We start from the raw sequence: 17,749 nt of genomic DNA, 5'->3' as shown, positions 1-17,749 counted from the left end.
CTTCTCTCGGGCTTCTACCCCTGTGCCAGCTCGACCCATTTTTCTACCGCCTTCGTATCAATGTAGATGCCGCCATCTGCGCGGCGCCAATGCTTTCCCTCAAGCCACACGCCGCGCTCAATCTTGCGGCGAATTGCCTTCTCTGTGAGTCCCATGATCACGGCTGCGAGCCTGATGCGAACGAATCTGGCCGGTGCCATCAGAATTGCTGGATCAGACATTCTTTATCCCTGTCTTTGGAGTTTCCACCGGCACCTCGCGTACCTTGGCCAACATGACGTGCAAGGGATGCACGGCCTTGTCGAGTTCGCCTGCCAAGTTCGGATACTGCTCAGTTGCTGCCTTGAACTGGGCAATGGGGCGCTCGAAGAGCCCGACCACTTCAGCGTGCATTGCGCGGCGGCCGTCTGTATATCGATCTGATATGCAAAGTGTGGTCGACGGACAATTTGTATATCGGTTTGATATGCATGTTTTGCCGCGCAGCTCGTTCAGTTCGAACGTCAGGATCCTGATCTTGGCCCGGGCCTCGGCGAGCTCGTCGTAGTCAATCGTGTGCTTGCGGTCCTTGGCCAGCACGATGGGAATGCTGTTGCCGACCAACTGCTTCGCGTGTGAGCGCACATCTCCGTAGGCGCCTGCCACAAGATCGGACAATTCGTCGTCCAGATCAACGCTTGCCCTTGCCAATGCTTTCGCGAGCATGTGCAGAAGGTGGTAGAGCCGGGCGTCGTGTTCTTCATACCAGACGGTGAGGTCAACGGGCTGCGTCCTTGAAGGTGTTTGATGCCGTGCCATGTCAAAGTCCCTTCCGGCCTTCGTCGAGAATTGACTTGGCGACGATCAGCAATGTGAGTCCGGCGTCGGTCAGCAGATCTGCCTCAACCTTGGCGATGTACCTCATGATGCCGATTGCATGCTCAAGGCACACAGAAACGCGAGTGCAGTCGTCAGTGGTCGGTGACTCATGCATCAGTACGAGCAAATCGATTGCCGAGTAGATAATTGCAAGAACACCATATGCTGCGGTGTTGTCTGCCTCTTCAGCGTGTGCGCGAATTGCGGCTTCTGCCTCATCGACGCGGCGCCACACGATCGATGCGAAGGTTTCTTTGTCGCCCAGCTCCCATGCGTGAGTGGACGAAACTTTCGTTGGCGATGGCGCGAGTGCTGCGGGTGAATGTGGCGCAGGCTTTGGTGTGGCGCGGACGGCCTTGGGTTTCTCGAGAACGGCGCTCATGCTGCATCTCCGCCGATACGTTCTATTCCGTCACCTGTGACCCAGTCGGCAACGCCTCCAAGCGCTCGCCATTTGCACATGTGATCAGCCACGGAACCCACAAGGCATGCAAGGCTCTCGGCCACCATCAAATGGTTAACGGCCCGACCGACAGCACCCTCTGTTTCCAACGTCACGCGCGCATCAATGAGGAAGTCACGCAGAGTCAGGCTCTGGGTTGTGATGCTGCTGAATACCTGGTCAACATGGCTTGCGCTGTAGATGTGTTCCGACGTCACAGGAGACGCGTGCGGTGCTTTCTTAGCTTGAAACGTTGACGCAAGAAGTTGGCGCTGTTGCTCAGGATCCATTTGCAGGTATGCATCGCCGTCAAGTGCCGTCAGGCGGCCGAGGTCTTGAGGTGCAACATGCATTGCGTCACACATTCCGGAGGCATATGCCAGTGCAGAATCGATGACGGCCACATGGATCATCATGTGCCCGTGGCTCAGTGGACCATATTTGCAGAGATAGGAGGCACTCCTCAGCAATAGAACTACTGTGTTGAGTTGAGACCAGACCGCGTTGGGTGTGATCGCGGCAATCATTGAGAATTCCGTGCAGTCTCCCCATGCATTGGACAGAATGCCTTCAGCCTCTGCAGCCAAGTTTTGAATCAGCTCAGGTGCCTTGCGATCGTCGCTGCACTCAACCAAAGAGGTGAGGAAGTCGCTGAGCTTGCGGAGGTGGGGCAGGGCAAGCGCCAGCCATTCGGGGCGCTGCGTTCCCTTACTCACCGCAGCGGCCGATGCTGTTTGTTGCGTCGCTGGTACAGGCGCAACGCTCTTTGTTTTGCCCGATTTTGGGCGTGTGATAACCTCAGACATGATCTGATCTTTCTTTGACGACTGGTTTGATCTAGAAGCCCTGAAGCGCTCTAACCTGCTTCGGGGCTTCACTTTTTCCGGTCACGCCGTAGCGAGTTCTTTTGTCTTGTGCGCCTTGAGAGGTGTGCGCTTACGGCCGTTGGGCATGAGCTGAAAGCGTTTGTCGATGTCGCGATGCGACCAGAGGGTCGGTGTTTCTTGCACGCACTCGCCGACGAAGTTTGCGAAGACGCGTGTGATGTCTGCGACGGCGAAAACGACGTACTGCGACCCCTTTGCTTCCTCGCGCTGATTGCGCACCATGCCCGCGATCTTGGGGCTGCAGGGCAGTTGCCGCACCACCTTGTCGATCACCCACAGCGGCAATGCGTACCGGTCGTTGATGCGCTTCTCGATCTTGGTGATTGGCTCGCAGTTTTGGGGGCAGTGATCCCAGACACGCGACTCGGCCAGCTCACCCACCTGGTGCTCAATGCGCTGAACGTCAGCCTGCAGGATGGCCTGCTGTTGCTCAAGGGCCATGAGGGCTTGAGCGCTGGCGAGCAGCATCTCGCCGGGCGTGCGCGGCGCAACGCTGTAGCTGCCGGTCTTGCGGATGCTGGGTAAAACCTCTTCGAACACCCAGCGCTCCACGCGTTCGGCGGAGGGCAGGGTGCTATGCACGATCAGACGCATGAAGTCCGGTTCATCGATGACGCGAGTTTCCTGCATGCGTCCGAGAGCATCAGGGATGGGGTGCAATTTCTGCACCCCACGGCAATGCGAGCGAATAGCTGTGCTGGCATCGGCATATCCGAGTGCATCAGCCGCGTCTTTGCCTACGAAAAACGTCTGATCATCGATCTGAATCGTGCGGATGGTGATGCCTTCGAATCGGTGAAGAACGATGTTGCTCATTGCTTATTGCCTTTCTCTGGTGATTCATTCAAAGAAGTCCGAAGCCGCGCGAGAATCTCGCCGTTCAGGCTGCGGTCATTTGCTTTTGCATGGCCCTTGAGCTCTTCTTTCAACTCAGGCGGGATGCGGACCGGTGTTGGGGTGAGTTGGTGTCGGTCGGTGGTCATGTCTTGTGGATGAAATTTAGATTCTTTATTTGTGGATGTCAATAAGATTCTTTGAAAAGATTCGATTTGACATCCACAATTGGGGAATGGCTACCGATCGACACCAAGCTCCCAGTTACCCGCTCCGAATGCCGGATGACTTGAAATCCCGTATTCAGACTTCGGCGGAGCAGTGCGGAAGAAGCTTGCATGCAGAGCTTCTTGCGAGACTCGAACAGAGTTTCGATGGGATTAATGAGGATGAGCTGCAGCTTCAAATCTCTCGTTTGGAGGGGGAGCTTTCTGGAACCAAGTTTGCGACTGACGCATTGCTCGCCAGTACTACGGGTCGCTTGGCAACGATGGCTCAGGCGTACTCGTCTTTGTTTACGTTGATGGAACGTCTGAACGAATTGTTCGATCAGGTGGCAGGGGTCGCTCAAAGCCAAATTGAAGGGGATGACCGCGATCCTGTATTGGCTAAAGCGCGACTGGAAACCGCACTGGCGGAAAAATCTCGAATTGATGAAATTGCTGAGACATGTGCTGACATCAATGATGACCTTGAGGCGAGGCTTTTGAGCGGAATCCGCGTAGCTGCTGAGAAGGCAGATGCAGGTCGAAAGCGGAGTCGAGCCAAGCCTAAACAGAAGCCCTGAGCCCACTACAAAATTTTTGTAGTGCGCCCGAAATCCGGACGCGCAACCGGTTTGCACCCGCTGGGTTAGAAGCCCTGCCGTGTACGTAACGTCTGGTTGGTCTGTGATGGAAATCGCCATGATTGCCTCACTGCTTCGGGAACACCGGGCCGGTGTACAGGTCATCTGGATCAATGTCCGATTGCGCAATGAGCTGCTCGACCTCCTCAACGCTTACGCCGTGCTTCTCAGCGATCTGCTGAATGGAAAACACCGGTTCGCCGTGCTCGTTCACATGCGTGGCCTTTGGCATCAGATCTAGCTCTTCGGCCTTGGCGCGCATCTCGGCCTGCAGGTCCTTGGGCGCATAGCGCAGCATCTGGCTGTAAAGGTGGGCGTATTCGGGCTTGTGGATGGCTTCAGGGCCTTCATTTGCGGCGATGCGTTTCAGCTCGCGACCTGCACTCCAGAAACGAGGATCAACACCATCTGGACCTGGGCGCAGAAAGCGCGGGTTGGTTTCAGGTTCGTGGCGGCCCGGATGCTTCATGGCTGTGACTAGCGGAACGACTGTTTCGTCGGTGCTGGAGTCGCACCCGAAGGCACGCATCACCTCTGCCTGAACGTGCTTGGGGATTAAGTCAACAGCCTCCTGGACAAGGTTGTTGAGGCGTTGATTCGGTTCATTGCGACGCAGTAGCGCCCAGACGGTGGACGGCTGTTTGAAGCCGTACTTCTCTGCCTCTTGCAGAGTGCGCTCGACCAAACGCATAGCGTTGGTGCGCCCTTGTGGGGTTGTCTCGGTAGGGTCGCCGTAAATTGTGCTTCCACACAGGAGCACGACCCCCGGCAAGGTGATGATGTACTGCTCGCCATCCGGATGCAACTTGAACATTGGTTTTTTGGACATGGAATTCAAATCTGATCGATACGTTATGGGCGCGATAAAGTGGCGTCTATAGGCGGCGCGCGAACGACTTTTCTATTGACTTTCGATTCATCACTCGATATGTGAGCGGAGGCGAGTGTTTTGATGGCTGCGCCACATCAGCCCGGCGGCCCAGCGGGCGGAACGCACCAGACCTTCTTTGCGGCGCATGCCGACTAGGCGAAGGAATGTGCACAGCACAAACGCTGGTTCTTCCGTTTGGGACGTGGGAGTGCTCGTAACGGCTGGTGGCTCATTACGAACCACATGCTGTTTGCGGATTTCTTGCTCCCAATCCGAAAAGGCGTCTTGTGGCGTGATGCCAAATCCAATTGGAGGCAGAGCCAAGTACCGCTTTTGAAAGAACCTGTAGAGCTGCATTTCAGTGCCGCAGCACCAGAGATCAACGTGTCGCTTAATGCGCGGCTTTGTAGCGGTGTTCATGCATCCACCTGCTCAAGGCTGCTGCTGTCGAGCAAGGAGCCGACCATTGAAGCAGTGGAGGGAAGGGGAGTGGCCGAGGCCTGCGCCGCGGTGATGATGCCGTTCATACAACGACGCACGCGCTGGGCATGCTCGCGGCCGAGGCTGTGGGCCAGAGTCATCAAGCCCGCTTCGAGGCTTTCGAGAGTCGGGCGGCCGGCAGGAAGCAGGTCGGCGCTGATCCCCTGCAGGTGATCGATGTTTGACCCCAAGGGGCGATGTTCCGTGGTGTTCATGTTCACTCCAATGCGGGTTGCAATGCAATGGAGAAAATGTAGCAATTGCTACCACTTCGGTCAAGTAGCAAAAGCTATTTAATTTTGTTTTTCTGGGAAAATTCATCCACGCCTTACCGAAGCACGCAAAAAAGCCGCCTCAGTGGGCGGCAAAGATGGCAACGAAAGCGAGGTGGGAAATTAGGTCAGGCGGACGTCGAAACGAGTGTCTTCTTTCGAGTGGTAGCCGCCCAGAGCGATCTGAGTCGCCTTCGCATACGCATCGGCGAAGGACTTCGCCAGTTGCTGCGCAGTGGTGGACAGCGAGACATCGCCCTCGATGGCGGCCTGGTAGGCCTTGTGGGCTCGCGTCATCTGGTCAGCAGAGTGGAACTGCTTTGCAAGGATGTTGGAAAACTTCTGCTCGACAGTCGCGATGCCCTCAGCAGACATCTTGTTAGGGGCATCACGAAGTGTGGCGCTGATTGAAGACATGACTCACTCCTATACTGGTTAAAAAGACAGTAGTGAGTATTGCAAAACACTGGTGTTTTGTACAGTGAATTTTTTATGAATTTAGACCAGCAGCGCTTCCAGCACCACCAGCCGGTGCGCATAGGTCTCAGCGTCGTACATCATCCGGTCGCGAATGCTTAGAGCTTCTTCCCAAGCCAGCGGTAAATGACCTTGCCGAGAATCATCGCCGGATGGTCGCCATTGAGAATGTCTACAGTCTTCACGGTTGGGTTGTCACTGCTGACCTCCACCTCGCCGTCGATGCGCTGTCGCACCCGCTTGATGTATAGACGCTCATTGGCTTCGATGACATAGATGCCATCGATTGCGCGGGCGTCGAGCATCCCCGTGTCAACGAGCACGATATCTCCATCCTCGAACGTCGGACTCATGCTATCCCCGTAAGCATGGATGAAGCGAACGTGTTTTACGCTGGTTGGCTGCAAGGTCCGTCGCATCCAAGTCTCGGACAAAGGCAGCACTCCAATGATCACATCTTCGTGGTGTTGTTCAGTGCCGGTTCCCATGCTGGCTGCATTTGCGAGGATCGGAACATTCACCACAGGCGCGCCAGGTGATGGCGAAGGGGATAGCCCAGCCACCGCACCAACCTTTGATCCCTTTGTCGCATTGGCATCAAACCAGTGTGTATAGCCCTGCATTGAATGGATGGCGTGAACTGTCTTCTCGGTCACGGGACGTTCGCCTCTAAGCATTTGACCTACGAATGCGCCGTCCTTGTAGCCAAGCTTCCGCCCAAGGGCCGCTTTGCCGCCTTCCTTGTCCGCGAGTTCTGCGAGACGCCTAACTCGCCACTCCTGAATCATTTGCTCATTCATAGTATCAACAGTAGCAGACGCTACGATAGCTTTGGCTACTTGATTGGGGGTAGCATTTGCTATAGACTTTGGTTTCATGAAGCTATTCGAATACTTTTCCACGCCCGACGCATTGAGCGTGTCGGAACTACGCATTCGTATCGGCGCGAAAAGCGATGCTCAGATCCGGCAATGGCGTGATGGATTCCAAGATCGACGCCCCTCCCCCGCTTATGCAGTTGCCATTGAGCAGGAAACGAAGGGATTGGTGGAGCGCAAGGATTGGTATCCGGATGAGTGGCGTCGGATTTGGCCGGAGCTTGTGCAGCAGACGGAGCCCTTCCATGGCTGAGCCCATCGTCTCCTTTGCCGTCATCCACCACCACGCCGAAGAGTGTGCAGCTTCCGGCCAATGCCCGCGCGCTGCATGCCCATGGCCTCCTGATTCGGCTGCTGGACAAGCCTTCCACGAACACTTTTACGCACTGCAATTGCTGCGCGAGAAGGCCGGCCATGAGTGAGCAACTGTCCGTTATCGAGGCTTCACCTGTTTTTGATCGCCATGGTTTATCTGCATCAGTCCCTCGACCAGACCGCGATAGGCCAGAGCAAAGGCATCCGCAATGACTTTCTCGTCGATCTCTCCATGTTCGTGTTGCCTCTGGCGCAGGATTTCCACTGCGACGATTGCTGCTGGTTGTACGAAGCCGGTTCTCATTTCTGCCCTTCTTGGGGTTGTTAGTTGGGAATCGACCATCGTAAGCCACGGAATGACGAGCTTCCCCACTTCGCAACGCAAGGCCATCAAAGGGCTCAATTTTGAGCCCTTGATACGCGGTCATCGCACACCTCGATCATGGCGCCGCGCGCGCATCGCCCCAGCCGCGCCGCTGATCACCGCTCGAGCCTCTTTGAACCCGATCACCAACTCCCCAGCTTGCCAAGAAAGCGTCAGCGTAGATGTGCTCAGCGTGCGTGCCGAAGTGCCCGTTGTGGCGTCGAAATTCTCTGCCATCGCGGTGCGAGTGCTGCGGTGGAAGGGTTGCTGGGGAAGTGCTTGTGCGTTCATTGCTTCAGTCCTTTTGCGCTGTGAATCAGCGATGACTGAATCATCTTTTTTTGTGCCCAAAAAAGCACCCCTCACGGCCCCTCAGATTGAGGGGTGGCGAGGGGACGATGGGAAACGACCAATCAAATCAACCACTTGAACACAATGAAGTCGATATACGAAGACGAGTATGACGCGCTCTCGCAAATGATTGCGAACAGCGACAAATCGGCCAAGGAGTTGGCGGTCTATCTGTTCCCTCACATGAAGGTTGAGTCGGGTCATGCGCGATTGCGTGCGTGTCTCAATCCTGAAAAGGACGAGCGCCTCACCTTTGGCCAGATCATCGCCGCGATGCGTTTCTGCGGGAAGTTTGACCCGCTCATGTACGCATGTGACGAGACGCTCCATGCGCGCCCAGATCGCAAGGCTGCAGAGGATCAGGCAGCGCGCATTGCCGAGACCATTGACAGCGCTACGGCAACGCTGAACACGGCGCTGAAGGCCTTGGCTCAGTTGCAGGCCCGTGGCGGCATTCGCGCCGTAGCCTGACATGTTTTCGCCAACGGCCAGGGTAGCTCCCTCAAGGCAGTTCCACCACCTGCCGGCCGTTGGCCTTTTCTTTGTGGTGCTTCCTTTTTATGTGGTGGGCACATGGCAGTAGCAGTACAGCAACAAAACCAGATCGACGTTTCCATCAATGAAAACGGGCAGATTGTCATCAGCCAATACCTAGGCGATGACGAGATGACTCAGTGCAACGTGGTCGTGGCGCCAGTGAATGTGGATGGGCTCATCCGCGCGCTTCGCGCAGCCAAGCGCGAAGCGCGAAAGGCCGAGGAGTAAGTATGGCCGGTGACTGGATCAAGATGCGCGGCAACTTGTGGGACGACCCGCGTGTTGCTGCTTTGGTGGACATGACCGATACCAGTGAAGCAGCCGTAGTCGGCGCTCTCTACTGGCTGTGGGCAACAGCTGATCAGCATACCGAAGATGGCTTGATGCCGGGTCTCACACTTCGGCAAATTGACCGCAAGACGGGAGTCCAAGGCATAGGGAAAGCGTTGTGCGACATTGGATGGCTTGCGGAAACTTCCGATGGTGTCTGCTTGCAAAACTTCACAGAACACAACGGGGCGTCCGCAAAGCGTCGTGCAACGGAAGCGCAACGGAAGGCCAACACGCGCAAAGTGTCCGCATCAGTTGCGGACAACATCGGGACAGATTTAGGACAGTCCGAGGACGAAAACCGCCAAGTTGCGGAGCTAGAGAAAGAGAAGAGAAGAGAAGAGTTAATACAGGAAGAAGCTAACGCTTCTTTGTCGACTTCGTCGTCAGAAACCGAGCAACGTTCGCTGGATGGCGTTCTCGGACCGCTAAGTTGTGAAGCACCGACGTGGAGAGTCCCTCCCTGTCCCTACGAGGCCTTGCTTGACCTGTACGACCTGCATTGCCCAACTATGCCGCGAGCTCGCCGAGCAGGGTTTGCGGACAGCAAGCGCGGAAAGGCCATGCGCGCCCGTTGGGCGTGGGTTCTGACCGAGAACCAGGAGTTCGGCGAGCACATTGGCGAACGCATGGCGACCACGAAAGAGGAGGGTGTTGAGTGGTTCGAAAAATTCTTCGTACACGTCGCCGCCAGTGACTTCCTGACCGGTCGAAACGGCGCATGGACCGGTTGTGACATTGAGTTTTTGATGACGCAATCGAGGTTCATTTCTGTCCTCGAGGGGAAGTATCACCGTGAGTTCGTCCATGCGGAATGAGGTTCCCTGCAGCGCAGAAGCGGAAGCTGGACTGCTTGGTGGCTTGCTCATGGACAACTCGATGATCTGCCATGCGAGCGACCTGGTGGCTGAGGCTTTTCATTTTTCCGAGTACCGGGATGTGTGGCAGGCCATCCATACGCTGGCAAAAAAGAACAAACCCTTCGATGTTGTCTCCGTGATGGTGCAACTGGGCGAGATGGGCAGTTCTGTCAATGTCGCATATCTTCACGATCTGGCGCAGTACGTGCCGAGTGCGGGCAGCATGCGTCGATATGCCGAGGTAATCGAGGACCGCTATCGGTCGCGGCAGTTGATGGATGCGGGTTCCGAGATTTGCGACATGGCCATGATGCCGGGTGCTGTGGCGGCCGAGCAGTTGGACAAGGCGCAGATGATGCTGGCCAAGCTGGCAACCGTCAAAGGCCGACGTGATCCCCAGTTCATCCATGAATCGTTGGCGAAGTACCTTGACCTACTGCAGGATCTGAGTGAAGGCAAGAATCCTGCGATCCGAACTGGCATCGGTGGATTGGACAAGCTGCTGAATGGCGGCATGCGACGCGGCGAGGTCATGGTGATCGGTGCCAGGCCGAAGCACGGGAAAACTGCGCTAGCGTTGGCCATGGCTCGGAACATGGCGCGCGATCACAGCGTGCTGTTCCTAAGCCAGGAAATGCCGATCAACCAGCTCATGCATCGTCACACGGCTGCAGCGGGCTCTTTCGATCTGGCTCGAATTCTGGCGGCAGATCCGGAGGATCAGAAGATGTGGTCTGCGGTGACGGCAGCAGCTCGACGACTTGAGGTATTGCATTTGAACCATGACGATCAATGCAGCCTGAGCTTGATGGACATCCGCCGAAAGGCGCTCAAGGTGCGCCGCGAGCGTGGACTGGATGTGCTCTTCGTCGACTTCCTGCAGCTTATGGCCGGTGCAGGTGAGGAAAGCCGAAATCGCGAGCTGGATGTGATCGTGAACGGAATCAAGTCCATGGCGCTTGATCTGGAGATCTGTGCCGTCGTCCTGAGCCAGATGAGCCGCAAGGCCGACGAGCACTACGGTCGACCGACCATGAGCCATCTGCGTGATTCCGGCGCCATCGAGGCTGCGGCCGATCAAATCGCACTGCTGTTCACGGATTGGGCTCATCCTTTGAGCAAACGAACAAAGGAGTTTCAAGGCTACTCCGAGTTGGAAATCGTGGCGCATCGAAATGGCCCGCAGGGGTTGGTACCGCTCGAGTTCATTGGGCAGTGCCAGCAAATGGGTGATTGGCTGCATCCCATCCCAGTCAAGCAAAGTTCAACAGCTCCCACTGGGTTCAGTGGGCGTGCAGCAAAGTTCTGAGGGTGAAGCGATGAAACAGCATGTTCTGCTTTGGAGCCAGTCACAATGCTTGTTCCACATAGAGACTGTAGCGGCGATGTTGATCGCCAACCGGCGTCAATTCCATGGTGATCGTCAAACGGACTACGCCCCAATTTTCTTCGGGTCGGATGATGCATGTCGCGCGGCAGCTCAAATCTTGCGTCCCATGTTGATTGAGCGGCGGGAGAAAAGGCTCAACGACGATTGCAAGTGTTCGTCTGGATCGAAGGAATATTGAGATGGCAAAACTTTCAGACGTGAGCAGCCGGGTGCAGGTGCTCGAGGCGGTGCGCGAGCTGCACGATCAGGAGCGGGTGGTGACTACTCCGGCGCTGATGCGGGTCACTGGACTGAAGCAAGTGACCGTGTCGGATTGCCTGAAGGAACTGAAAGATCGTGGCGAGATCTGGTCGCCAGAGCGGGGCGTGTACCTGCCGAAGTATGAGCACCCGCCATCACGCGCTGTCAGCCGCACGAACCTTCCCAACGGCAGCGTGAAGCTGGAGGTCGGCGACGTGGTGCTCGAGCTGACGCCACGGGAGAGCCGCAGCGTGGGCGAGATCATGGGTGGATCGGCCGCCGTGCTGGCGGCGATTGAGGCGGCGCATCAGATCACGGAGGTGGCCAGTCTGGCGCGGCGCATTGTGAACAAGAGCGAAGCGGAGCGGCCGCAGAAGGGTGGAGCGGCGCAGGATGGTGGAGAGCCTGTCGGTGCGGCGTCAAGCCCATCCGAAGCTGAAACTCAGAAGGGAGTGGATTCATGAAAAGGGTTCAACGGTGGACGCGGGAAGAGCGAGCATTGCTTGGTACGGCGCGTGATGCCGAGATCGGATTGCGAGTTGGCCGTTCAGCAGCGGCGGTCAGGTGGCAGCGCGAAAATGCAGACATTCCACGATGGCGGGCTCCACCGTTCGGATGGACTGCGGACCAAATCGCGTTGTTGGGAAGCGCCGCAGACGCAGAGGTCGGTTTGCTTGTTGGCTGTTCGGAGCGCTCAGTGCGACTCAAACGTCTATCGTTGGGACTTGTTGCCTGGCGAAAACGCGCGTTTCAGTGGCCTGAAGGTCACATCGCCCGATTGGGTGTTGATCAAGACCCGATCATCGCGAAGGAACTGGGTATCAGCATTTCTGCCGTGCGCGAGAAGCGCAGACAGTTGAAGATCCCTGGATTCATGTGGACGACTCGGGTATGGTGCTCGGAGTCCCTGAGCCTGCTGGGAACAGACACTGATGCACGCATTGCCGAGCTGCTTGGTCTGACGCTCAGCACGGTGCAATACAAGCGCCATACCATTGGCATTCTCGGCTTCGGGAGACCCTCAAGGTCATGGTCCGAAACGGAGCTCGCGCTCCTTGGCACAGTGAGCGATGCCGAAGTCGCCAGAAAAATTGGAGTCAGTCATTCGTCAGTTTTCCAAATGAGGCGGCTGCACGGCATTCCTGTTTTCAAACCAACACCATCGGCGGAGTTGCGGGAACTGCTCGGCACCGCTTCCGATGCCAGCGTGGCTGCTCGTCTTGGCATAAATGAAAGCGCCGTGAGCCATACCCGAGTTCGCTTGGGGATCACCGCCTTTGAAACCCAGCGCCGCTGGACTCCGGAGGAGGTGGCACTGCTCGGCACCATGACAGATGCCGAGGTGGCCAAGAAGCTCAACCGCGGGAAGGCAGCGGTGCGGTGGGCGCGGCTCCAACGAAAGATTCCGGGCATCCCGTGCAATCCGGGGATCGGTGACGCATGGGTAGAGCTGGAGCACGAATACACAACCTCCCGGATCTCGCTCACCGCATTGGCCGAGAAACACGGCGTGAGTCCGACCTCGGTTCACAAGAGGGCCAATAGGTTGGGGTGGAGGAGGCCGGATCAGGAGTAACTTGCGGAGGCATGCGGTCAGTCGATTTTTGGGGTCTCAGCCAACCTTGGAGCGTCGACTCACTCTACCTGCCGGCATTTATTGGGTGCCGGTACGCAGCTTTTCGAGCTCGGCCTTTTCCTTGGCTAACTTGGCTTCCCGGTCTGCGATTTTGCTAGCTTTGCCTTGCTCTCGTGCCTTGTCGAGATCGCGTTGCCTCTCCACTACCTTTTTCTCTTGCTTCTCGATTCGCGCTGCATGCTCTTTCTCCAGCTTGGCATCACTGCAATGGAGTTGGGTTTCGCGCAGTGCCTTCTCCAAACCACGTACACGGCTTGCTTGTCCTTTGGCTTTCGCGTGTTCTATATCGCGTGAGATATCTGCCTTTTTGCTCTCGCATGTTGCATGTACTGGTTGCGCCAGTGCTGCATTGGAGAACGAGATTGAAAAAGCGACAGCGATGAAATAGTGGTGAATACGCATGTGGTGCATTTCGATGTGTTCGGCAGACGATGATGCCGCAAACCACGTAGATGCATCAAGCTAAAACGATACGCGGCTCCTGTCCAGCTGGGTAATGGGGACTCTTGGAACTGTGAAAAGCAACTCAGGGTCGCCAGCAATCTGGTGGAAGTGCATCGGGTTGGACGCACTCAACACCCTGACTAGTCGGGCTACCCCCTCTAGGGCTTCGTACTTCGTACCACTGCAGGCACCCTACGGGGTATGTCTGCCGCAGAGTCACCACAGCAACCAAAGACCTCCCCGAACTGGGAGGCCATCGAGCGCGACTTCCGCACTGGAGTCCGTGCCGTCAATGCCATTGCCAAGGAGCATGGCATCACCGAGGGTGCCATCCGCAAGCGCGCCAAGCGGGATGGCTGGGTCCGTGACCTCAACGCCAAGGTACGGGCGAAGGCGGATGAACTGGTACGAAAGTCGGTGGTACGAGCTCAAGTACGAGAAGACCAAAGACTGACCGAAGCCCGCCAGATTGAGGTCGAGGCGAACCTCATGAAGGAGACGCGGCTCGGCCAGCGCGCGGATGTCAAACGCGCTCGCAGGCTGGTGGCAAAGCTTCTTGCGGAGCTGGAACTGCAGACCGAACAGGTTCCCGAATTGCTGCGGCTTGGCGAGATTCTGCGACAGGACGACGACAAAGCTCCGGATCGTCTCAACGATATTTACCAGGCGGTGATCAGTTTCCCCGAACGCACCAAGTCTATGAAGGCATTGGCAGAGGCGATGCGCATTCTTGTCTCACTGGAGAGTGAGGTTTGCGGCCTCAATGCACATCCCGACGCTGGTACTGAAGGCGACAAGGATTTCCTCGAAAGGCTGCTTGATGCCCGCACCCGCGCAGCCAACCGCTAAGAGCCGTCTGGCCCGGCCTGCTGAGGTCGAGGCGCAGCTGGTCGACGATGTCGGCGGGTTCTTCAACGACCCCGAGGGTTTCGTGCGCTACGTGTTCCCGTGGGGTGTCGCAGGCACACCGCTGGCCGATGAAGCTGGTCCCGACACCTGGCAGTGCGAGGTGATGGAAGAGATCCGTCGGGCACTGCTCAGCGGCACCGACGTGCAGACTGCTATTCAGATCGCAGTCGCCAGCGGCCACGGCATCGGCAAGACCGGGCTGGTGGCGTGGATCATCCTGTGGTTCATGAGCACGCGGGACTTTCCGCAGGTGGTGGTCACCGCCAACACCAAGACGCAGCTCACCACCAAGACGTGGCGCGAGCTCTCCAAGTGGCACAAGCTCAGCATCAACGCCCACTGGTTCGAATGGTCGGCCACGAAGTTCAATCATGTCCTCTATCCGGAGGTGTGGTTCGCCGCCGCGATTCCGTGGACCGAGCACAACTCGGAAGCCTTCGCCGGTACGCACGAGAAGCATGTGCTGGTGATCTTTGACGAGGCCTCGGCCATTGCGGACAAGATCTGGGAAGTGACCGAGGGTGCGATGACCACGCCCGGCGCCATGTGGCTCGCGTTTGGCAACCCCACGCAGACCACCGGCCGGTTCGCTCAATGCTTCGGCAAGTTCAAACACCGCTGGATCACCCGGCAGGTGGACAGCCGCACCGCCAAGATGGCGAACAAGGCGCAGATCCAGAAGTGGATCGATGACTACGGCGAGGACCACGACTTCGTGCGCGTCCGCGTGCGCGGCGTGTTCCCCCGTGCTGGCAGCCTGCAGTTCATCAGCCTGGACACCGTGGCCAAGGCGCAGCGCCGCAAGTCCGAGGGGCATGGGCACTTCGCCAAGGTACTGGGCGTGGACGTTGCTCGCCACGGTGATGATCAATCGGTGTTCACGCGGCGCCAGGGCAATCACGTCTGGCCGCAGAAGAAGCTGCGCGAGCCCGACCTGATGAAGCTCGCTGACCTGATTGCCATCGAGATCCACGAATTCAAACCGGATGCCGTGTTCATCGACGCGACCGGCCTCGGCTGGGGCGTGATCGACCGCCTGCGCCAGATGGGCTTTGGCAAGATCGTGTTCGCGGTGCAGGTCGGCGAGAAGGCTACCAACGAGAGCCGGTACTGGAACAAACGCTCGGAGCTCTGGGATCAGGGCAAGAGCTGGCTGGAAGAGGGCGGTTGCCTTCCCGAGGACCCCGAGATGGAAGCAGACCTCACCGGCCCGCAGTACGGCTACGACCGCCGCATGCGTATCGTCATCGAGAGCAAGGACGACATGAAGTCGCGCGGGCTGCCCAGTCCTGACTGCGCTGATTCGCTCCTCCTCACCTTTGCCTCACCCATCGCGAGCAGCACCGCCACACCCGCGACGGGCTGGCGCGCACGCCTTGGAGTCGGGGCGGCAAGTAACTGGGATCAGGCCACAGCATGAACATCACATCCCCCATCACCGGCACAGGCGACGACGCGGCGCGCGAGAACTGGGCGCGCTACGAATACGGCAAGAACCGTGGCCACCTCGAGTACATGCCGCATGCCGCGCGCTGCGAAGACATGTACCTCGGCGGCGGCCGCCAGTGGACGCCCGAGGCGCGGGCGCAGCTTGCGATGGAACGCCGCCCGGCCTACGAGTTCAACGAGATCAAGCCATCGATCAACAGCGCGATCGGCTACCAGATCCACAACCGCATGGACATCGCGTTCAAGCCACGCGGCGGCGACGCGGATCTGAACACGGCCACCATCCTCTCCAAGGTCGCCATGCAGGTCGCGGACCTCTGCAATCTGCACTGGCATGAAACTCAGGTGTTCAGCGACGGGCTGATCCAGCAGCGCGGCTATTTCGAGCTGCGCATGAACTTCGACCGCAACATTCAGGGCGAGATCGAGATCAGCAACCGCGATCCCATGGACGTCATTCCGGATCCGGACTCGAAGTCCTACGACCCGGACGAGTGGGGCGACGTGATCGTGACGCGCTGGCTCACGCTCGGCGAGATCGAGCAGCTCTATGGCAAGAAGGCGCGCGACACGGCCGCGGAGAGCAACGACGCGGGCGTGGACTTCGGGGACATGGACGACGAGCCGGAACGCAGTAAATTCGCCGCGGGCAACCGTTCGGGGTGGCTTGATGCCCACGCCAAGAAGGATGACGGGCTCGAGCGCTACCGGATCATCGACCGCCAGCGCTTCATCTACGAGCTCACACCTTGCATCGTCTGGCCCACCACCGGCGACATTCAGGTCGAGGCGGTGATGGCGCAGGACTCCATTGCGGATGCGCTGGGCAATGGCGCGGTGCGCGCCAGGCGCATGCAGCGGCGCGTGAAGTGGACCGTCACCACGTTCACCGCCACGCTGCACGACACCTATAGCCCATACGAGCACTTCACCATCGTGCCGTACTTCGCGTATTTCCGTCGCGGCAAGACGGCAGGGATGGTCGACGACGCCATGGGCCCCCAGGAGGCGCTCAACAAGGCCATGAGCCAGTTCGTGCACATCGTCAACACGAGCGCGAACAGTGGGTGGATCACAGAGCAGAACTCCATCACCAATATGGATTCGGGCGAACTGGAGAAGCGCGGTGCGCAGACCGGCCTGCACATCGAGGTCAAGGACATCGCAAAGCGTCCACAGAAGATCCAGCCGAACCAGATCCCGGCGGGCGTTGACCGGTTCATCGACCGCGTGGACAAGGCGCTCAAGGACGTGACAGTTCCAGACGCCATGCGCGGCAGCGCAGGCCCGGAGATCTCGGGCGTGGCCATCCAGTCCAAGCAGTTCGCCAGCCAGCAGCAATTGGCCGTGCCGCTCGACAATCTGGCCTATACGCGCCATCTCCTCGCGCGCCGCATCCTGAAGCTGATCCAGCGGTACTACGACAGCTACCGGATCTTCCGCATCACCGAGACCGATGCGATGTCGGGCAAGCCCAAGGAGGAGCGTGTCGAGATCAACAGCTTCGATCCGTTTACCGGCAGCTACGTCAACGACGTGACGGTCGGCACCTACGACGTGGTGATCACCGAGCAGCCGATGCAGGTCACATTCCAGAACAGCCAGTTCCAGCAGGCACTGGAGATGCTGAAGGCCGGCGCACCGATCCCGCCCGCGATCCTCATCCGGTATTCCAACCTCGCGGACAAGGAAGAGATCCTTGCTTCCATCGAAGGCAACAAGCCACCGGCCGATCCGACCGTCGATGCCCGTGTGCGCCTGATTGATGCCCAGACACGCAAGACAGATACCCAATCGACAGACATTGCTGTGAAGACCCAATACAGCAGCGTGCAGACGGCGCAGGTGATCGCCCAGACGCCTGCCACGGCAGCGCTCGCCGACGGCCTGCTGCGTTCGGCTGGTGCTGTCGATCACGACGCGGCGCCGATTGTCCCGCAGACATCCGGCGACATGCAGCCCGTTGCGCTGCCACAGAACACCGATCCGCTCACACCGGCCAGCCCAGCGCGCGGCCAGGAGGCGGGCATTGAAACCCTCGCGCCCGATGGTGTTCGGGCTGATTAACCACTGAAGGA

General features: G+C 58.1%; 26 protein-coding genes. 12 read left to right on the top strand and 14 right to left on the bottom strand.

What is annotated here, in order from left to right:
* Nucleotides 1-14 precede the first annotated feature (14 nt).
* From G7047_RS14735 to G7047_RS14710, 6 genes are all read right to left on the bottom strand, one after another.
* Nucleotides 15-221, bottom strand: a complete 207-nt coding sequence (locus tag G7047_RS14735; protein ID WP_166306769.1) for an excisionase — start codon at nucleotides 219-221, stop codon at nucleotides 15-17.
* Nucleotides 214-798, bottom strand: a complete 585-nt coding sequence (locus G7047_RS14730) for a hypothetical protein (protein WP_166306766.1) — start codon at nucleotides 796-798, stop codon at nucleotides 214-216. Before G7047_RS14730 ends, G7047_RS14735 begins: the two co-directional genes overlap by 8 nt.
* Nucleotide 799: 1 nt before the next feature.
* Nucleotides 800-1,240 carry a hypothetical protein gene (locus G7047_RS14725; RefSeq protein WP_166306763.1) on the bottom strand — a complete coding sequence of 147 codons (441 nt, stop codon included), beginning with the start codon at nucleotides 1,238-1,240 and terminating at the stop codon, nucleotides 800-802.
* Nucleotides 1,237-2,106, bottom strand: coding sequence for a hypothetical protein (locus G7047_RS14720; protein WP_166306760.1), 870 nt, complete (start codon nucleotides 2,104-2,106; stop codon nucleotides 1,237-1,239). Before G7047_RS14720 ends, G7047_RS14725 begins: the two co-directional genes overlap by 4 nt.
* 81 nt (nucleotides 2,107-2,187) lie before the next feature.
* Nucleotides 2,188-3,003: a BRO family protein gene (locus G7047_RS14715; protein ID WP_166306757.1), complete on the bottom strand. Its 816-nt coding sequence runs from the start codon at nucleotides 3,001-3,003 to the stop codon at nucleotides 2,188-2,190.
* Nucleotides 3,000-3,170 carry an Arc family DNA-binding protein gene (locus G7047_RS14710; protein ID WP_166306754.1) on the bottom strand — a complete coding sequence of 57 codons (171 nt, stop codon included), beginning with the start codon at nucleotides 3,168-3,170 and terminating at the stop codon, nucleotides 3,000-3,002. Before G7047_RS14710 ends, G7047_RS14715 begins: the two co-directional genes overlap by 4 nt.
* A 35-nt stretch (nucleotides 3,171-3,205) precedes the next feature.
* Here G7047_RS14710 and G7047_RS14705 point away from each other — a divergent pair, with 35 nt between their 5' ends.
* The gene (locus G7047_RS14705; protein WP_371813875.1) at nucleotides 3,206-3,808 is read left to right on the top strand and encodes an Arc family DNA-binding protein; all 603 of its coding nucleotides are present in this window, start codon (nucleotides 3,206-3,208) and stop codon (nucleotides 3,806-3,808) included.
* 127 nt (nucleotides 3,809-3,935) lie between these two features.
* On the opposite strand, the gene G7047_RS14700 is transcribed toward G7047_RS14705, so the two are convergent.
* From G7047_RS14700 to G7047_RS14680, 5 genes are all read right to left on the bottom strand, one after another.
* On the bottom strand, nucleotides 3,936-4,697 hold the full coding sequence (locus tag G7047_RS14700; protein ID WP_166306748.1) for a hypothetical protein: 762 nt from the start codon (nucleotides 4,695-4,697) through the stop codon (nucleotides 3,936-3,938).
* A gap of 90 nt (nucleotides 4,698-4,787) precedes the next feature.
* Nucleotides 4,788-5,159: a hypothetical protein gene (locus G7047_RS14695; RefSeq protein ID WP_166306745.1), complete on the bottom strand. Its 372-nt coding sequence runs from the start codon at nucleotides 5,157-5,159 to the stop codon at nucleotides 4,788-4,790.
* Nucleotides 5,156-5,434: a hypothetical protein gene (locus G7047_RS14690; protein WP_166306742.1), complete on the bottom strand. Its 279-nt coding sequence runs from the start codon at nucleotides 5,432-5,434 to the stop codon at nucleotides 5,156-5,158. Before G7047_RS14690 ends, G7047_RS14695 begins: the two co-directional genes overlap by 4 nt.
* 180 nt (nucleotides 5,435-5,614) lie before the next feature.
* A complete protein-coding gene (locus G7047_RS14685; protein ID WP_166306739.1) occupies nucleotides 5,615-5,908 on the bottom strand; it encodes a hypothetical protein in 294 nt (97 codons plus the stop codon).
* A gap of 158 nt (nucleotides 5,909-6,066) precedes the next feature.
* Nucleotides 6,067-6,846 (bottom strand): S24 family peptidase, encoded by a 780-nt coding sequence (locus G7047_RS14680; protein ID WP_240939505.1) that lies wholly within the window; start codon nucleotides 6,844-6,846, stop codon nucleotides 6,067-6,069.
* On the opposite strand from G7047_RS14680, the gene G7047_RS14675 reads away from it, so the two are divergent.
* Both G7047_RS14675 and G7047_RS14670 read left to right on the top strand, forming a co-directional pair.
* Nucleotides 6,845-7,099 carry a helix-turn-helix domain-containing protein gene (locus tag G7047_RS14675; RefSeq protein WP_166306736.1) on the top strand — a complete coding sequence of 85 codons (255 nt, stop codon included), beginning with the start codon at nucleotides 6,845-6,847 and terminating at the stop codon, nucleotides 7,097-7,099. The genes G7047_RS14680 and G7047_RS14675 overlap by 2 nt on opposite strands.
* Nucleotides 7,092-7,268, top strand: a complete 177-nt coding sequence (locus G7047_RS14670) for a hypothetical protein (protein ID WP_166306733.1) — start codon at nucleotides 7,092-7,094, stop codon at nucleotides 7,266-7,268. Before G7047_RS14675 ends, G7047_RS14670 begins: the two co-directional genes overlap by 8 nt.
* An 11-nt stretch (nucleotides 7,269-7,279) precedes the next feature.
* Here the strand turns inward: G7047_RS14670 and G7047_RS14665 are convergent, their stop codons facing one another.
* Nucleotides 7,280-7,552, bottom strand: a complete 273-nt coding sequence (locus tag G7047_RS14665; RefSeq protein WP_240939504.1) for a hypothetical protein — start codon at nucleotides 7,550-7,552, stop codon at nucleotides 7,280-7,282.
* Between the two features lie 33 nt (nucleotides 7,553-7,585).
* On the bottom strand, nucleotides 7,586-7,816 hold the full coding sequence (locus tag G7047_RS14660) for a hypothetical protein (protein ID WP_166306730.1): 231 nt from the start codon (nucleotides 7,814-7,816) through the stop codon (nucleotides 7,586-7,588).
* A 144-nt stretch (nucleotides 7,817-7,960) separates the two neighbouring features.
* Between G7047_RS14660 and G7047_RS14655 the strand changes: the two genes are divergently transcribed.
* From G7047_RS14655 to G7047_RS14630, 6 genes are all read left to right on the top strand, one after another.
* Nucleotides 7,961-8,347 (top strand): hypothetical protein, encoded by a 387-nt coding sequence (locus G7047_RS14655; RefSeq protein WP_166306727.1) that lies wholly within the window; start codon nucleotides 7,961-7,963, stop codon nucleotides 8,345-8,347.
* Nucleotides 8,348-8,449: 102 nt separating this feature from the next.
* Nucleotides 8,450-8,641 carry a hypothetical protein gene (locus tag G7047_RS14650; RefSeq protein WP_166306724.1) on the top strand — a complete coding sequence of 64 codons (192 nt, stop codon included), beginning with the start codon at nucleotides 8,450-8,452 and terminating at the stop codon, nucleotides 8,639-8,641.
* A 2-nt stretch (nucleotides 8,642-8,643) separates the two neighbouring features.
* Nucleotides 8,644-9,561, top strand: a complete 918-nt coding sequence (locus G7047_RS14645) for a hypothetical protein (RefSeq protein ID WP_166306721.1) — start codon at nucleotides 8,644-8,646, stop codon at nucleotides 9,559-9,561.
* Complete coding sequence (locus G7047_RS14640; protein ID WP_166306718.1) at nucleotides 9,551-10,912, top strand: DnaB-like helicase C-terminal domain-containing protein; 1,362 nt, start codon at nucleotides 9,551-9,553, stop codon at nucleotides 10,910-10,912. The genes G7047_RS14645 and G7047_RS14640 overlap by 11 nt, the downstream gene beginning before the upstream one ends.
* Before the next feature lie 260 nt (nucleotides 10,913-11,172).
* Entirely contained in the window at nucleotides 11,173-11,697 is a 525-nt protein-coding gene (locus tag G7047_RS14635) for a hypothetical protein (RefSeq protein ID WP_166306715.1), read from the top strand.
* Nucleotides 11,694-12,809: a hypothetical protein gene (locus G7047_RS14630; protein WP_166306712.1), complete on the top strand. Its 1,116-nt coding sequence runs from the start codon at nucleotides 11,694-11,696 to the stop codon at nucleotides 12,807-12,809. Before G7047_RS14635 ends, G7047_RS14630 begins: the two co-directional genes overlap by 4 nt.
* Nucleotides 12,810-12,887: 78 nt before the next feature.
* Here G7047_RS14630 and G7047_RS14625 read toward each other — a convergent pair whose 3' ends face one another.
* On the bottom strand, nucleotides 12,888-13,271 hold the full coding sequence (locus G7047_RS14625; RefSeq protein WP_166306709.1) for a DUF1090 domain-containing protein: 384 nt from the start codon (nucleotides 13,269-13,271) through the stop codon (nucleotides 12,888-12,890).
* Between the two features lie 243 nt (nucleotides 13,272-13,514).
* Between G7047_RS14625 and G7047_RS14620 the strand changes: the two genes are divergently transcribed.
* From G7047_RS14620 to G7047_RS14610, 3 genes are read left to right on the top strand one after another with little or no spacing between them, the layout of a single operon-like run.
* On the top strand, nucleotides 13,515-14,162 hold the full coding sequence (locus G7047_RS14620; protein ID WP_166306706.1) for a hypothetical protein: 648 nt from the start codon (nucleotides 13,515-13,517) through the stop codon (nucleotides 14,160-14,162).
* Entirely contained in the window at nucleotides 14,134-15,642 is a 1,509-nt protein-coding gene (locus G7047_RS14615; protein WP_166306703.1) for a terminase, read from the top strand. Before G7047_RS14620 ends, G7047_RS14615 begins: the two co-directional genes overlap by 29 nt.
* Entirely contained in the window at nucleotides 15,639-17,738 is a 2,100-nt protein-coding gene (locus G7047_RS14610; protein WP_166306700.1) for a genomic island protein, read from the top strand. Before G7047_RS14615 ends, G7047_RS14610 begins: the two co-directional genes overlap by 4 nt.
* Nucleotides 17,739-17,749: the final 11 nt, after the last annotated feature.

It is taken from the genome of Diaphorobacter sp. HDW4A (genome assembly GCF_011305995.1).
GTDB lineage: Bacteria > Pseudomonadota > Gammaproteobacteria > Burkholderiales > Burkholderiaceae_C > Diaphorobacter_A.
This window is presented reverse-complemented; position numbering and strand designations above follow the sequence as displayed.

Excerpts from the sequence above, each read along its gene's own strand:
- G7047_RS14735 (WP_166306769.1), bottom strand. The coding sequence starts at position 221 with ATGTCTGATCCAGCAATTCTGATGGCACCGGCCAGATTCGTTCGCATC.
- G7047_RS14730 (WP_166306766.1), bottom strand. The coding sequence starts at position 798 with ATGGCACGGCATCAAACACCTTCAAGGACGCAGCCCGTTGACCTCACC.
- G7047_RS14725 (WP_166306763.1), bottom strand. The coding sequence starts at position 1,240 with ATGAGCGCCGTTCTCGAGAAACCCAAGGCCGTCCGCGCCACACCAAAG.
- G7047_RS14720 (WP_166306760.1), bottom strand. The coding sequence starts at position 2,106 with ATGTCTGAGGTTATCACACGCCCAAAATCGGGCAAAACAAAGAGCGTT.
- G7047_RS14715 (WP_166306757.1), bottom strand. The coding sequence starts at position 3,003 with ATGAGCAACATCGTTCTTCACCGATTCGAAGGCATCACCATCCGCACG.
- G7047_RS14710 (WP_166306754.1), bottom strand. The coding sequence starts at position 3,170 with ATGACCACCGACCGACACCAACTCACCCCAACACCGGTCCGCATCCCG.
- G7047_RS14705 (WP_371813875.1), top strand. The coding sequence starts at position 3,206 with ATGTCAATAAGATTCTTTGAAAAGATTCGATTTGACATCCACAATTGG.
- G7047_RS14700 (WP_166306748.1), bottom strand. The coding sequence starts at position 4,697 with ATGTCCAAAAAACCAATGTTCAAGTTGCATCCGGATGGCGAGCAGTAC.
- G7047_RS14695 (WP_166306745.1), bottom strand. The coding sequence starts at position 5,159 with ATGAACACCGCTACAAAGCCGCGCATTAAGCGACACGTTGATCTCTGG.
- G7047_RS14690 (WP_166306742.1), bottom strand. The coding sequence starts at position 5,434 with ATGAACACCACGGAACATCGCCCCTTGGGGTCAAACATCGATCACCTG.
- G7047_RS14685 (WP_166306739.1), bottom strand. The coding sequence starts at position 5,908 with ATGTCTTCAATCAGCGCCACACTTCGTGATGCCCCTAACAAGATGTCT.
- G7047_RS14675 (WP_166306736.1), top strand. The coding sequence starts at position 6,845 with ATGAAGCTATTCGAATACTTTTCCACGCCCGACGCATTGAGCGTGTCG.
- G7047_RS14680 (WP_240939505.1), bottom strand. The coding sequence starts at position 6,846 with ATGAAACCAAAGTCTATAGCAAATGCTACCCCCAATCAAGTAGCCAAA.
- G7047_RS14670 (WP_166306733.1), top strand. The coding sequence starts at position 7,092 with ATGGCTGAGCCCATCGTCTCCTTTGCCGTCATCCACCACCACGCCGAA.
- G7047_RS14665 (WP_240939504.1), bottom strand. The coding sequence starts at position 7,552 with ATGGCCTTGCGTTGCGAAGTGGGGAAGCTCGTCATTCCGTGGCTTACG.
- G7047_RS14660 (WP_166306730.1), bottom strand. The coding sequence starts at position 7,816 with ATGAACGCACAAGCACTTCCCCAGCAACCCTTCCACCGCAGCACTCGC.
- G7047_RS14655 (WP_166306727.1), top strand. The coding sequence starts at position 7,961 with ATGAAGTCGATATACGAAGACGAGTATGACGCGCTCTCGCAAATGATT.
- G7047_RS14650 (WP_166306724.1), top strand. The coding sequence starts at position 8,450 with ATGGCAGTAGCAGTACAGCAACAAAACCAGATCGACGTTTCCATCAAT.
- G7047_RS14645 (WP_166306721.1), top strand. The coding sequence starts at position 8,644 with ATGGCCGGTGACTGGATCAAGATGCGCGGCAACTTGTGGGACGACCCG.
- G7047_RS14640 (WP_166306718.1), top strand. The coding sequence starts at position 9,551 with ATGCGGAATGAGGTTCCCTGCAGCGCAGAAGCGGAAGCTGGACTGCTT.
- G7047_RS14635 (WP_166306715.1), top strand. The coding sequence starts at position 11,173 with ATGGCAAAACTTTCAGACGTGAGCAGCCGGGTGCAGGTGCTCGAGGCG.
- G7047_RS14630 (WP_166306712.1), top strand. The coding sequence starts at position 11,694 with ATGAAAAGGGTTCAACGGTGGACGCGGGAAGAGCGAGCATTGCTTGGT.
- G7047_RS14625 (WP_166306709.1), bottom strand. The coding sequence starts at position 13,271 with ATGCGTATTCACCACTATTTCATCGCTGTCGCTTTTTCAATCTCGTTC.
- G7047_RS14620 (WP_166306706.1), top strand. The coding sequence starts at position 13,515 with ATGTCTGCCGCAGAGTCACCACAGCAACCAAAGACCTCCCCGAACTGG.
- G7047_RS14615 (WP_166306703.1), top strand. The coding sequence starts at position 14,134 with ATGCCCGCACCCGCGCAGCCAACCGCTAAGAGCCGTCTGGCCCGGCCT.
- G7047_RS14610 (WP_166306700.1), top strand. The coding sequence starts at position 15,639 with ATGAACATCACATCCCCCATCACCGGCACAGGCGACGACGCGGCGCGC.